Here is a 14007-nt window from a genome sequence, read left to right as displayed (position 1 = left end):
ACAGGTTCATTTTCTTGCTGACAATACTCCTAGTTCTCCTTCGGCTCTGCGCCACGGCAGCAGCAGGGCGCACGGCACCGCAGGCGGCCGTCTTAGCGCCTGTTTCAGGCAACAGCCTCATCTGCAACCTCGGGCATCGCACGGCTGGCGATGTCGCGGGTGAGTGCAGTACGGAAGCGGCTGGCGAGGGTCTGGATCAACACAAAGTCCCGGTTGGGTTCAGCACCGTCCCCTGTGCCGAAAGCCCAGCCCTCAGGCATCCGGTCGCCCAGCCGCAGTTTGGCGCGGGTGGCCCGGATCTCGCTGTCGCTGAGCATAGTGCCATGGGCAGCAAAGCTCGCGCTGGCCAGCGGACCGGTGCTGCGCGCGGCGCTGGCCAGTGCCTCCATCAGGTGCTCATAGGCCCGCCGGGTGCCCTCGGTCAGGAGCAACCCGCCGGCACCGAAATACCAGCCCGAGAGACCGCGCCCCATCTCGGCGCAGCGGGCGGGGGTGAGCACGGGGGTGTCCTCTCCGGCCCCCTCGGGACGCCGTGGAAACGTCAGGGCGGTGGCTTCGGTGAGTGCGAAGGCCTTGGCATAAGCGGCAGTCCGGGCCTCAGTTAGGGCGGTGAAGCGCAGGGCCGCCTTTTCGGCCTCGGCCTTGGCCGCTTCCGCTGCCGCAGTCATCCGATTGTCGGTCTTTTTTTGCTGCCGGGCAATGATGAAACCGAACCAGGCCACCACCACGGGCAGGAAGAGAGTGGACAGGATGAAACGGAGCCATTGGGCGGGGCCGGTGTCTTGCTTCAACTGCAGAAGTTCGAGCCGGAGTTTCTCCAGCTCCAGCGCTTGCACCTCGGGCGGCACGTCGTGGGCCAGCAAGGCGAGCGGAAGCAGGGTGAAGGCGAGGGCGGCAGGGGCAAGGCAGTGGAGGGTAGACATTGCGGTCTCCTACACAGGCGATGCCCCAGCCTGACCGGGAAGCGTGGTTTCGTCCAGCAAAACCTGAGGGCCAGCTTGGGGGCAGGTCGGACCCCGAGTGTAGGCGGTCCAGCATGAGCCCCCCGAGCGCAGCGAGGCCACCAGACGCAAAAAGGGCGCCCGGAGGCGCCCTTTCAAAACTCTTGCGATGCCGGTCGCCGGTCAGCCCTTGGGGGCCTCGGGGGTGGGCAGCGGCTTGGGGGCGGAGGTGTTGCCGGAGGCGAGCGGGTCGTCCTGCCGTTGCACCGAGCCCTCGAAGTGGGCGCCGCTTTCGATCGCGATAGTCTTGTGGATGATGTCGCCTTCGACGCGGGCGGTCGAGGTCAGGCGGACCTTCAGGCCGCGCACGCGGCCCACGACGCGGCCGTTCACCACCACGTCATCGGCGATGCACTCGCCGCGCACGGTGGCGCCTTCGCCGACGGTCAGCAGGTGGGCGCGGATGTCGCCTTCCACGGTGCCTTCGATCTGGATGTCGCCGGTGGTCTTGATGTTGCCGACGATGGTCAGGTCGGAAGACAGCGTCGACGCGGGCGGCTTGGCCTTGGGCGCGCTGGAGGCGCCGGAGGACGCGGGTGCGCTCGAGGGCGGTGTGGTTGCCTGTTTGGCGGGGGTGCCTGCGTCGGAGCTACCGGGTTTGCCGGACTCGGCGCCAGCGCCGGAGCCAGGCTCGTTGATCCTGGATTTAGAAAACATCTTGTCCTGCCTTGATGTAGGTCATCGGGTTCACCGGCTTGCCGCCGACCCGCACTTCATAGTGGAGGTGGACGCCAGTGGACCGTCCGGTGCTTCCCATATCACCGATGCGATCCCCGCGCGAGACCCTTTGACCCACTTTCACGCGAATGGCGCTCATATGCGCATAGCGGGTTTCGATGCCGAACTCGTGCTGGATTTTCACCAGGTTGCCGTAGCCCGACTGGCGCCCTGCGTGGATCACGACACCGTCGCCGGTGGCGTAGATCGGGGTGCCGTAGGCGGCGGCGAAGTCGGTGCCGTTGTGCATGCGGCCCCAGCGCGGCCCGAAGCCGGAGGTGAAGCGGAAGGCGGATTTGACCGGCACGGAGAAGGGGGCCTTCTGGGCGGCGATGCGGTAGTAGTCCATCCGCTCCAGACCCTTGAGGATGTTGTTTGCCCGGTTCTGGCCCATGTCCAGCGGCATGCCCTTGGTCGAGAAGGTCAGCGGGGTCAGCGGGCCGCCCTGGCCCGAGTAGCCGCGCTTGACGGTCGAGATCAGCTGGTCCGGCGGCAGGCCGGCGTCGCGGAACATCTTGTCGAGCGGCGCGACGGAGACGGTGAGCGCCTCTTCGAGCTGGGTGAAGATCTGGTCGTTGCGGTCGAGGATCAGTTCGCGCTCAAAGGCGAGGGCCTGGGCCTCTTCGCGGGCGGCGGCGGCGGTATCGGCCATCGCATCGCGCTCGCGGGCGGTGCTTTCAAGAGCGACGGTGAGAAAGTCCACCGTGCCTTCGACATCCGTCAGCCGGCCATCGGTGGTTTTGGCGGAGCCGGTGGCACCTTCCAGCGTGGCGATCGCCTCGGCCTGACCGGCCAGCGCCTGATCCCGCTCTTTCATGGTGCGGCGCAGCGTGCCCTGCACCACGTTCAGCCCGGTTTCCAGTTCGCGGCGGCGGTCCTCGGAGGCGAGCAGGTCGGACTGCATCACCGAGATCTGCGCCAGCGCGGCGTTGAAGCGTTCCTGCGCGGCGGCGGCCTCTTCGGCGCGGGCGTCGCGTTGGGCGGAGAGGGCGTTGAGGCGGGTCTCGTAGCTCTTCTGCTCGCGGGCGGCCTGCTCGCGGATCGAGCCGGAGCCGATCGAGTCCATCAGCAGGACGGCGGTGGCGATGATTGCCCAGCCGACCACCAGTGCAGAGCCCGCCAGCGCGATGAGCTGCGTTTCGGGCTTGAGCCGGATGAACCGGGTCTCGGTATCCGAGCGCAGAAAGAGCCGTTGCTCGGGCAAGTGGCGCTCAAGGGCGCTGTGCATGCGGTGCAAGACGCGTGCTTTCAATGATCCGTTCCTGTTCCCGTACCCCAAATACACCCGTACGGCCCCCCAGCGGCCATCACGGATTGCGAACGTGTTAACGTAACCGGGTGAGGGATGGCAAGTTTTGCTGGCCGCACAACGTGGTTAACCGCTGGTCAGGGCGCGCGATTCGGCAGGTTCTTGCCGATTTTTGCGCCAGTTGGGGCACCCGGCGGCGCGGGCTGCGGCGGCCCGTCGCAGGGGCGCGGTGGCCGGGTGCGCGCTCAGGTGCCTTCGACCAGCGGCCAGTAGAAATCGGGCGGCATCCCGGCTTCGGCGCGCTTCTCTTCGTTGAAGGGCGGTTTCGGCCCGCCGGGGAAGTAGCGGCGCACGAGGGTGTGGAAGGCCTCTTTCGGGTCCAGCCCGTCGCGACCGCAGATCCAGTTGAACCATTTAGCACCATAGGCCACGTGGCTGACCTCTTCGGCGTAGATGGTTTGCAGTGCGGAGACGGCGGAGGTGGCGCCGGCCTTGGAGAAGAGGTCGATCATGCCCGGTGTCACGTCGAGCCCGCGGGCCTCGAGCACCATCGGGACCACGGCGAGGCGGGCGGGCAGATCATGCGCGGTGTCGGAGGCGGCGCGCCACATGCCGGCGTGGGCATCGAGGCTGCCGTACTCCATGCCCAGCTCGCGCAGGCAGTCGTCCATCAGCATGAAGTGGCGGCTCTCGTCATCCGCCGCGCGCACCCAGTCGTCGTAGAAGCCGAGCGGCATGGGGGTTTCGGTGAAGCGGGCGACGACATCCCAGTGCAGGTCGATGGCGTTCAACTCGATATGGGCGACGGCGTGGAGGATCGCCTTGCGGCCGGCCTCGGTGCCGGGGCGGCGGCGGGGCACGTCGCGCGGATCGAGCAGGGCCGGCTTGGCGGGGCGGGCGGGCGCATCGGGCGGCTGCGCGGTGCCGATGGGCAGCGGCGTGCCGGCCTCGCGGGAGGCGAGCCATGTGGCGGCGTGGCGGCGCGACAGCTCGGCCTTGCCGCGGCCTTCGGGGCAAGTGAGGACTTCGGTGGCGAGGGCGGCGAGGGTGGTGGTCATGGCGGGGGTTTTAGGGGAGCGGGCGGTGAGGGGGAAGGTGGGGTGAGAAGGAGTGCCCTGCCCGGTGCGCGCCGTAAGGCGCCGGGCAGCGCCGTCCCGTCCGTCGCACCAAAGGTGCGCCGAGTTTTTGTCGGCCCGCCTTTGGCGGGATGGGGCGGCGCTTCGGTGAGGTTGGGGGCGGCCTCAGGGGGAAGATGACTGCTGCGCAATAAAGTGGCAGGCACTGCAGTTGTGAGCTCCACCCCACGAGATGGCGCTGCTCGGCTTGCGTGGGAGTGGTGAGGAGTGCCTTGCCCGGTGCGCGCCGTAAGGCGCCGGGCAGCGCCGTCTCGCCCCCCGGGGCGGCGCTTTGGTGAGGTTGGGCGTTACCTCTGAGGGAAGATGACTGTTGCGCGATAAAGTGGCACGCACGGAGGTTGAGAGCGCCACCCCACGGGACGGCGCTGACCGGCTTGTGTCGGAGATAGTTGGCAAAGCCGGATCAATCCCGACCTACGCCGTCACAGCCCCTGCGCCGCCTCAAGCACCTCTTCGACGTGGCCTTTGACCTTCACCTTGCGCCATTCGCGCACCACCTTGCCTTCGCCGTCGATCAGGAAGGTGGCCCGTTCGATGCCCATGCTCTTCTTGCCGTACATGTTTTTCTCGACCCACACGCCGTAGGCCTCGCAGACGGCGCCGTCTTCATCGGCCACCAGCGGGATGCCGAGATCGTGCTTGGCGATGAACTTCTCGTGCTTGGCCACGGCGTCGCGGCTGACGCCGACGATCTTGGCCCCGGCCTTGCCGAAGGCCTCCAGCGCGGCGGTGAACTCGATGGCCTCGGTGGTGCAGCCCGGCGTGTCGTCGCGCGGGTAGAAGTAGAGCACCACCGGCGCGGGCTGAAGGCCGGAGAGCGAAATCTCGCCGCCGCCATCGCGGGGCAGGGTGAAATCAGGGGCTTTCTGGCCGGTCAGGTCCATCGTGTCGTCTCCTCTCTGGGTCCAAGGCGCTTCTCAAATCGCGCGGCTCCTGCGAATATGGCGCGCGAGAGCAGAGGGACCAGAGCTGAAGGATAACGACAGGCTGATGAGCCCGCCCAGTGACAAGCCCCAGAGTGCGGCGCAGGACGCGTCCGCGCGGTGGTTCGATGCCGCCGCCGAGGCCGAACGGCTGGCCAGCGAGGCCCGCGCGGCGGGGCGGCTGGGGCCTGCGGGCGTGGAGGGCGCGGCCCCGCCGCTGGGCGTGCCGGAGCGCGCGCCGGACCCTGCGGGCGCGGGGCAGAAACTGCCGCTGCTGATCCTGACGCCGGAGAAGGTGGGGCTGGAGGCGGAGCTGCCTGCCGAGAGCGCGGCCCCGGCGCTGGGCGCGGCGCATGTGCCGGTGACCGGCGGGGCATCGGTGGTGGCGGCGCTGCGGGATGGCGGGGCGCTGGAGGGCGCGGACGGTGATGACCCTACGCCGGAGGGTGAGCCTGAACCCGCGCCCGCGCCGCGCCGCAAGGGCCGCAAGCGCCGCCTGCTGGCGCGGCCGCTGGTCTGGGCCTTTGATGTGGCGGTGCTTTGCGTGGTGGCCGTGATCCTCGCCATCCTCCTCACCGCAGGCCGCGAGTTGCCAGCGCCGGACTGGCTGGCTGCGCGGGTGGAGGCCCGGCTGAACGAAGGGCTGGGCGGCGCGCAGGTGGAGATGGGCGGGCTTTACGTGATCTTCCAGCGCACGGCACTGCCGCGCGTGACCTTCCGCGATGTCGATATCCGCGCCGCCGATGGCACCCATATCGTCCATGTCCCGGCGCTGGGTGCGACGCTCGAAAAGGGCGCGCTGCTGGAGGGGCGGATCCAGCCACGGGGGATTTCGATCACCGGGGCGGCGATGCGGGCGGTGCGGGACCGGAACGGCAAGTTCGACCTGCAACTGGGCGATGTGGAGATGGCTTGGGGCGGGGCGGGCAGCCTTGGCGAGTTGCTGGCCGGGGTCGACGAGATGCTGGCGCTGCCGAGCTTTGCGCCTATCGGCGAGATCCGGGCCGACGACCTCGCGCTGGAGTTCTTCGATGCCCGCTCGGGGCGGGAATGGGTGCTCTATGACGGCGAGTTGGTGATTGCCCAGACCGAAGAGGAAGTCTCGGCCCGGCTGGCGCTGCAACTGGCAGCGGATGCGGTGCCGGGGTCAGGCGGCGCAGCGCCGGAGGTCAGCGAGGACGGCTTCGAGGTTGCCCCTGCGGCGGCGGTGGTGAGCTATGCCTCGCGCAAGGGGTCGGAGGCGGCCGAGCTTGCGGCCAGCGTGGAAGGGGTGGCAGCGCAGGACATTGCCACGCTCTCGCCAGCCACCGCCTTTCTGGGGCTGATCGATGCGCCGATCTCGGGCTCGATGCGGGCGCGGGTGAGCGAGGCGGGCGGCATCGAGGAGCTGGCCGGTCGGCTGGAGATTGGCGCGGGCGCCATCGAGCCGGGGCAGGGGCAGGCGCCGATCGCGCTGGACGGCGGGCGCAGCTACTTTCGCTACCAGCCCGAGGCGGCGCGGCTGGTGTTTGATGAGCTGCGGCTGGAGGCGCCGGACGGGGCCTTTACCGCTACCGGGCAGGCCTATCTCGAAGGCATCGAAGAGACTGGCTGGCCGACCGAACTGGTGGGGCAACTGGCCTTCTCCAACGTCACGCTCGACCCGTCGGGGGTGTTTGCCGAAGGGCTGGCTTTTGGGTCCGGCGCGCTCGACCTGAAGCTCTCGCTCGACCCGCTTCGCTTGCGGATCGGGCAGATGGTGCTGAGCGGCGAGGATGTGACCCTGCGCGCCCGGGGCCGCGCCCGGCCGGTGCCGGAAGGCTGGGAGGCGGCGATTGACCTCGAGGTGGACCGGATCGGCCATGAGCGGCTGCTTGCGCTCTGGCCGCTGGCGCTGGCCAGCAAGACCCGCGACTGGATCGCCGAGCGGGTGCAGGCGGGGGAGCTGTTCAACGTGAAGGGCGCGCTGCGGGCGCGGCCCGGCGAGGAACGGCCGGTGATGAGCCTTGTCTACGAGTTCAAGGGTGGCGAGGTGCAGGTGCTGCCGACCCTGCCGCCGGTGCAGGGCGCGGCGGGCTACTCCTCGATCTCGGAGGGGGCCTACACGCTCTCGCTCGACGCGGGCCACATCGACGCGCCCCAAGGCGGGCGGGTTGACGTGGCGGGCACGGTGCTGCGGGTGCCGGATGTGCACAAGGTGCCCTCTGACATGGAGGTGAACCTCGTGTCCAAGAGCAGCGCGACGGCGGTGCTTTCGATCCTCGATCAGGAGCCGTGGCGGTTTTTGAGCAAGGCGGGGCAGCCGGTGGACCTGGCCGAGGGCACTGCGGCACTGGAAGGAGTGATCAGCTTTCCGCTGATCAAGGATGTGCCGAAGGAGCAGATCGGCTTTCGGGTGAACGGTGTGCTGACTGGCGTGCGCTCGGAGCAGGTGGTGCCGGGGAGGACGCTCACCGCCGAGCGGCTTGAGGTGCTGGCCCATACCGAGGAGATCGAGATCAAGGGGCCGGGGCGGATCGAGGGGCTGCCGATCACCGCAGCCTGGGTGCAGCCAATCGACAAGCCGGGGCCGCAGCCCTCCCGCGTGGAGGGGACCATCGAGCTGAGTCAGGCTTTTGTGGACCGGTTCAACATCGGCCTGCCGAACGGGATGGTTTCGGGCTCGGGCACGGGGCAGTTCACCATCGATCTGGCACGCGGCACGGCGCCGCGCTTCAGCCTGCGCTCCGACCTCAACCGGATGGGGCTGACCATTCGCGAGTTGGCTTGGAGCAAGGGGCCGGCGACGAAGGGCTCGCTTCAGGTGGAGGGACAGCTGGGCGAGCCGCCGGCGATTGAGCGGCTGGCGCTGACGGCGCCCGGGCTCACGGCGGAGGGCCGGGTGACGCTGAACCCCGGCGGCGGGCTGCGCACGGCGGAGTTCAGCCGGGTAAAGGCGGGCGCGTGGATCGACGCGCCGGTGACGCTCACCGGGCGGGGCCGGGGGGCGACGCCAGCGGTGAGCGTGCGCGGCGGCTGGGTCGATATCCGCCGCACCAGTTTTGCCCAGGGCGGGGGCGGCGGCACGGCGGGGGCGCCGATGAGCCTTGCGCTCGACCGGCTGATCATCTCCGACAGCATCGCCTTGCAGGGCTTCCGCGCCGACCTGACCACGCGGGGCGGGCTGAACGGCAAGTTCAGCGGAAGGGTGAACGGGGCGGCCCCGGTCTCCGGCACGCTGGTGCCGGTGAAGGGCAAGACCGCCGTGCGCATGGCTTCCGATGACGCGGGCCGGCTGTTTCGGGCGGCCGGGCTCTTCAAGAAGGGGCAGGGCGGGGAAATGCAGCTGACGCTGGTGCCGCGCGCGGAGGCGGGGCAATACAACGGCGAGCTGAAGGTGAAGAACGTGCGGGTGCAGAGCGCGCCGGGGCTGGCGGCGCTGCTGAACGCGATCTCGGTGGTGGGGCTGCTGGAGCAGCTCAACGGCTCCGGCCTGCTGCTGAGCAACACCGAGGTGAACTTTCGGCTCACGCCCAACGCGGTGCAGATCAACCACGGCTCGGCGGTTGGCCCCTCGGTCGGGATCTCGATGGCCGGGGTCTATGACATGAACCGCGACTACATGCAGCTGCAGGGGGTGTTCTCGCCGATCTACGTGGTGAACGGGATCGGGCGGATCATCTCGAAGAAGGGCGAGGGGTTCTTTGGGTTCAACTACAAGATGACCGGCCCGGCCTCGGGGCCGCGGGTGAGCGTGAACCCGCTGTCGGTGCTGACGCCGGGGATCTTCCGCGAGATATTCCGCCAGCCGCCGCCGAGACTGGCGAATTAGGCGGGCTCGGGGCGCAATTCTTGACCGTAGTGGCTGGGGTATCCGTTGTGCAGTGGGGGGCCAGCCCCCCACACCCCCCGGGAATATTTGCAGCAAGAAAATGAACAGGGGTGGGGAGAATTTTAGGTGAATTGGAATTGTTTTGGGGCGGGGTGGTTGGTGTGTTTGGGACGCGGCGGCGCGTTCAGGCCCATTTGACGTTAATGGCTTGTGCTGAAGGGGGGCGGGCCTGTAGGGCGGCGGCATGAAGCTGGATGATTTCGACTTTGATTTGCCTGAGGCGCTGATCGCGGTGCGGCCTGCCTATCCGCGCGGCTCGTCGCGGCTGTTGGTGGCGGGCGCGGGCTGGATCGATGACCGCGGCGTGGCCGATTTTTGCGACTATCTGCGGCCCGGCGACCGGCTGGTGCTGAACAACACCAAGGTGATTCCGGCGCGGCTTTCGGGGCTGCGGCGGCGCGAGAGTGCGCAGGGGCCGGTGGAGGCGCGGGTTGAGGTGACGCTGCTGGAGCCGGGCGGCGGGGCCGAGTGGCTCGCGCTGGCGCGGCCCGCCAAGAAGGTGAAGCCCGGCGAGGTGGTGGAGTTTGGCGGAGGCCTGAGCGCCGAGGTGTTGAGCCGCGAGGGCGGCGAGGTGCGTCTGCGGTTTTCGGTCGAGGGCGCGGATTTTGACGCTGCGCTGGAGGCGGTGGGCGCGATGCCGTTGCCACCCTACATCGCCGCGCGGCGGGCGGCGGATGAGGCCGACCGGGAGGATTATCAGACCGTCTTTGCCCGGCACTCGGGCGCGGTGGCCGCGCCCACCGCGAGCCTGCACTTTGACGAGGCGCTGCTGGCGCGCATCAAGGCGATGGGCGTGGGGCTGACCGAGGTGACGCTGCATGTGGGCGCGGGCACCTTTTTGCCGGTGACGGTGGAGGATGTGACCACCCACCGGATGCACGCCGAGCGCGGCGAGGTGAGCGCGCAGGCGGCGGCAGAGATCAACGCGACCAAGGCGGCTGGCGGGCGGATCATCCCCGTGGGCACCACGGCGCTGCGGCTGATCGAGAGCGCGGCAGTGGCGAAGGGCGAGATCGCGCCGTGGGAGGGGGAGACGGATATCTTTATCTACCCCGGTTTCGAGTTCCGGCTCACCGACGCGCTGATGACGAATTTTCACCTGCCCAAGTCGACGCTGATGATGCTGGTCTCGGCGCTGATGGGGCAGGAGCGGATCGCGGAGATTTACCGGCACGCCATAGAGGCGGGCTACAGGTTCTTTTCCTATGGGGACAGCTCCTTGCTGCTTCCCGGCGAATAACGACGGCATGTGTCGCTGAGAGGCGGTTCACGCCCCCGGCCGATGGGGCATTGCGGGGCAAATTCAGGAAGGTCTGACGAATGGTACGGGTGATCGCGAGCACATGGGCGCTGCTTTTGGGCGTCATGCTGCTGATGGTGGGCAACGGGGTGCAGGGCACGCTGCTGGGTATCCGTGGCTCGCTGGAGGGATTCTCGACGCTGCAGATGTCATTCGTGATGTCGGCCTATTTCGTGGGCTTCCTCGGCGGCTCGCGGATGGCGCCGGAGATGATCCGGCGGGTCGGGCATGTGCGGGTGTTTGCGGCGCTGGGCTCCTTCATCAGCGCGGTGCTGATCCTTTACCCGACCGTGGCCAACCCCTGGGCCTGGATGGTGGGGCGTGTGGTGATCGGCTTCTGTTTCTCCGGGGTTTACGTGACCGCGGAGAGCTGGCTGAACAACTCGGTCTCTAACGACATTCGGGGCAAGGCGCTCTCGCTCTACATGATCGTGCAGATGGTCGGCATCGTGGCGGCGCAGTTCCTGCTGATGGCGGGCGACCCGACCGGGTTTGTGCTCTTCGTCATTCCGAGCGTGCTGGTTTCGATCTCCTTTGCGCCGATCCTGCTGAACGTGCAGCCCACGCCGGCGTTTGACACCACCAAGCCGCTGAGCCTGATCGCGCTTTACCATGTGTCGCCACTGGGGATGGTGGGCGCCTTCCTGCTGGGCGGGGTCTATGCGGCGATGTTCGGCATGTCGGCGGTGTTTGCCACGCAAGCCGGGTTTACGGTGGCGGAGACCTCGTTTTTCGTGGCCTCGATCTACGTGGGCGGGCTGCTCATGCAGTATCCCATCGGCTGGATCAGCGACCGGATGGACCGGCGCCTGCTGATCGCGCTTTTGGGCATCGGCGGGGCCGTGGCCGGGGCCTTCGGCCTGCTCTTTGGCGGCTCCTTCGTAGCCGTGCTGATCGCGGGCTTCTGCATTGGCGGCATGTCGAACCCGCTCTACGCGCTGATCATCGCCTATACCAACGACTTCCTCGAGGTCGAAGACATGGCTGCCGCCTCGGGCGGGCTGATCTTTATCAACGGGGTGGGGGCGATCGCGGGGCCGATCGTGACCGGTTGGTTCATGGGGCTGGTCGGGCCGCTCGGGTTTTTTGTGTATATCGCCTTCCTGATGGCGGCGGTGGCCTGCTACGCCTTCTGGCGGATGACGCGGCGGCCTTCGGTTTCGGTCGAGGATACCGGCCATTATGCGCCGGTTCTGCCCTCGGCTACGGCGGTGGCCGTGGACATGGCGCAGGAGGTCTTCGTGGAAGGGCTGGAAGAGGGCCAGGCCGAAGAGACGGCGGCGCAGCCCTCGGCGCAGTAACGGGGCCAGTGTTGAGACCTGTGCTGGAGCCTGTGTTGAGACCTGTGCTTTGAGTTGTGCGCCCCGCCTGCGCGTGCAAGGCTGGGCGCAGGAGGAGTGTGCATGGTCGGACCGGAGGAGATTTGCCGGTTCTGGATCGACGAGATCGGTCCGGACGGCTGGTATTTGCAGGATGACGCGCTCGATGCGCGGATCCGCGAGGGGTTTCAGGAGAGTTGGGAGGCGATTGCCGCAGGCGCGCGGCCCGATTGGGGCTGGACCGCCCGCGAGGTGCTGGCGCGGATCATCCTGACCGACCAGTTCCCGCGCAACATGTTTCGCGGTGATGCCCGCAGTTTCGAGACCGACGGGCTGGCGCGCGAATGGGCCAAGTGGGCCGTGGCCGAGGGGCGCGACGACCGGGTGCCGGAGCCGGAGAAGCAGTTTTTCTACCTGCCGATGATGCATTCGGAGGTGCTGGCCGATCAGGATGCCGCCGTTCGGCTCTTTCTGGTGCGGATGCCGGGCGACAACCTGCGCCATGCCCGCGCCCATAGGCAGGTGATCCGGGATTTCGGGCGGTTTCCCTATCGCAACGCGGCGCTCGGGCGCGCCTCGAGCGCGGCGGAGGAGGCCTATCTGGAGGCGGGGGGCTACCGCTGGTCGATCAACCATGTCGATGAAGCGAGCGCCGACAGTTGGTTTTCGGCGGGGTAAGGTGCGGGGAATGCGCGGCTTTTCCCTGCCATGTGGCAACCGCATGGCGGGATTTCGGGCGCGGGCCGGGGTGCCGGGCCGCTGGGGCTTTCGCAGGTTGCCGAAAATAGTTTAACACTAAACCAGTTTTGAAACGGGAGAGAATCATGGCCTCGCAGAACTACGACCTGATCGTCATCGGTGCCGGTCCGGGCGGCTACGTGGCCGCGATCCGCGCCGCGCAACTCGGGCTGAACGTGGTTTGCATCGAGCGGGAGAACCTCGGCGGCATCTGCCTGAACTGGGGCTGCATCCCGACCAAGGCGCTGCTGCGCTCGTCGGAGGTGTTTCACCTGATGCACCGGGCCAAGGATTTCGGGCTTTCGGTGGAGAAGGCCGATTATGACCTCGACGCGGTGGTGAAGCGCTCGCGCGGTGTGGCCGCACAGATGGAAGGCGGGATCAAGCACCTGTTCAAGAAGAACAAGGTCGCCTCGATCATGGGCGAGGCCAAGATCACCGGGAAGGGCAAGGTTTCGGTCAAGACCGAGAAGGGCACCGAGGAACTGACGGCGAAAAATATCGTTGTGGCGACCGGCGCGCGGGCGCGGGAGCTGCCGGGGCTGGAGGCCGATGGCGACCTGGTCTGGACCTACCGCCATGCGCTCACGCCGAAGCGGATGCCGAAGAAGCTGCTGGTGATCGGCTCGGGCGCCATCGGGATCGAATTTGCAAGCTTCTACAACACCTTGGGCGCCGATACGACCGTGGTTGAGGTGATGGACCGGGTGCTGCCGGTGGAGGACAAGGACATCTCTGCCTTCGCCAAGAAGCAGTTCGAGAAGCAGGGCATGAAGATCATGGAGAAGGCCATGGTCAAGCAGCTCGACCGTGGCAAGGGCAAGGTGACGGCCCATATCGAAGTGGGCGGCAAGGTGGAGAAGATGGACTTCGACACCGTGATCTCTGCCGTGGGGATCGTCGGCAATGTCGAAGGGCTGGGCCTTGAAGAGCTGGGCGTGAAGATCGACCGAACCCATGTGGTGACGGATGAGTATTGCCAGACCGGAGTCGATGGCGTGTACGCGATTGGCGATATCGCCGGGGCGCCGTGGCTGGCGCATAAAGCGTCGCACGAAGGCGTGATGGTGGCCGAGAAGATCGCGGGGCAGCATGTGCATCCGATCAAGCCGGGGTCGATTGCCGGCTGCACCTACTGCCATCCGCAGGTGGCGTCGGTCGGCATGACCGAGGCGAAGGCCAAGGAGGCGGGATACGAGCTGAAGGTCGGCAAGTTCCCCTTCATCGGCAACGGCAAGGCGGTGGCGCTGGGCGAGCCGGAGGGCATGGTGAAGACGGTGTTCGACGCGAAGACCGGGGAGTTGCTTGGGGCGCATATGGTTGGTGCCGAGGTGACCGAGCTGATCCAGGGCTACGTGGTGGGCCGCCAGTTGGAGACCACCGAAGAGGACCTGATGCATACGGTGTTCCCGCATCCGACACTGTCGGAGATGATGCATGAGTCTGTGCTGGAGGCCTACGGGCGGGCGATACATATTTAGTTTGAAACGCCAAAGGCGTTTCAAACAGTGGGCGGCAGTGGATCGCGCAGCGATCTGCGAGAGCCCACACCGTGGATATCAGGGCGCCTTCCGGGGCGCCCTTTTGTTTGAGGTGCGGCCGGGCATGGCACAGCTCCCGCCCACCCACCGCGCTGCGCCATGCCCGGCCTGCGCGGGGTGGGGAGGTGGGAGGTCAACTCCGGGTTCACCAAAGCAGGAGCTGCTTGCGGGGCCATCCATCACCTGACTCCGGCGTGGCCGAGGCTGTCGCCCGCATCAACGAAAATAGCCGT

At 67.6% G+C, this 14007-nt stretch carries 10 protein-coding genes; 5 read left to right on the top strand and 5 right to left on the bottom strand.

The window, feature by feature from the left end:
- Positions 1-104: 104 nt before the first annotated feature.
- The 5 genes from ACUXVX_RS15000 to ACUXVX_RS14980 all read right to left on the bottom strand — a co-directional run bounded on the left by ACUXVX_RS15000 (position 105) and on the right by ACUXVX_RS14980 (position 4987).
- On the bottom strand, positions 105-923 hold the full coding sequence (locus tag ACUXVX_RS15000) for a hypothetical protein (RefSeq protein ID WP_446308919.1): 819 nt from the start codon (positions 921-923) through the stop codon (positions 105-107).
- Positions 924-1124: 201 nt separating this feature from the next.
- The gene (locus ACUXVX_RS14995) at positions 1125-1658 is read right to left on the bottom strand and encodes a bactofilin family protein (RefSeq protein ID WP_222468801.1); all 534 of its coding nucleotides are present in this window, start codon (positions 1656-1658) and stop codon (positions 1125-1127) included.
- A complete protein-coding gene (locus tag ACUXVX_RS14990) occupies positions 1648-2946 on the bottom strand; it encodes a DUF5930 domain-containing protein (protein WP_410000858.1) in 1299 nt (432 codons plus the stop codon). The genes ACUXVX_RS14995 and ACUXVX_RS14990 overlap by 11 nt, the downstream gene beginning before the upstream one ends.
- Positions 2947-3212: 266 nt before the next feature.
- The gene (locus tag ACUXVX_RS14985) at positions 3213-4025 is read right to left on the bottom strand and encodes a ferritin-like domain-containing protein (RefSeq protein ID WP_446308918.1); all 813 of its coding nucleotides are present in this window, start codon (positions 4023-4025) and stop codon (positions 3213-3215) included.
- A 500-nt stretch (positions 4026-4525) separates the two neighbouring features.
- Entirely contained in the window at positions 4526-4987 is a 462-nt protein-coding gene (locus tag ACUXVX_RS14980) for a peroxiredoxin (RefSeq protein ID WP_446308917.1), read from the bottom strand.
- A gap of 106 nt (positions 4988-5093) precedes the next feature.
- Between ACUXVX_RS14980 and ACUXVX_RS14975 the strand changes: the two genes are divergently transcribed.
- The 5 genes from ACUXVX_RS14975 to lpdA all read left to right on the top strand — a co-directional run bounded on the left by ACUXVX_RS14975 (position 5094) and on the right by lpdA (position 13714).
- On the top strand, positions 5094-8816 hold the full coding sequence (locus ACUXVX_RS14975) for a hypothetical protein (RefSeq protein WP_446308916.1): 3723 nt from the start codon (positions 5094-5096) through the stop codon (positions 8814-8816).
- 244 nt (positions 8817-9060) lie between these two features.
- A complete protein-coding gene (gene queA / locus ACUXVX_RS14970) occupies positions 9061-10116 on the top strand; it encodes a tRNA preQ1(34) S-adenosylmethionine ribosyltransferase-isomerase QueA (RefSeq protein ID WP_446308915.1) in 1056 nt (351 codons plus the stop codon).
- An 80-nt stretch (positions 10117-10196) separates the two neighbouring features.
- The gene (locus ACUXVX_RS14965; protein WP_446308914.1) at positions 10197-11477 is read left to right on the top strand and encodes an MFS transporter; all 1281 of its coding nucleotides are present in this window, start codon (positions 10197-10199) and stop codon (positions 11475-11477) included.
- A 102-nt stretch (positions 11478-11579) separates the two neighbouring features.
- Positions 11580-12173, top strand: a complete 594-nt coding sequence (locus ACUXVX_RS14960; RefSeq protein WP_446308913.1) for a DUF924 family protein — start codon at positions 11580-11582, stop codon at positions 12171-12173.
- Between the two features lie 146 nt (positions 12174-12319).
- Positions 12320-13714 carry a dihydrolipoyl dehydrogenase gene (gene lpdA / locus ACUXVX_RS14955; protein WP_446308912.1) on the top strand — a complete coding sequence of 465 codons (1395 nt, stop codon included), beginning with the start codon at positions 12320-12322 and terminating at the stop codon, positions 13712-13714.
- Positions 13715-14007: the final 293 nt, after the last annotated feature.

Source organism: Vannielia sp. SX4 (assembly GCF_052828525.1).
This window is presented reverse-complemented; position numbering and strand designations above follow the sequence as displayed.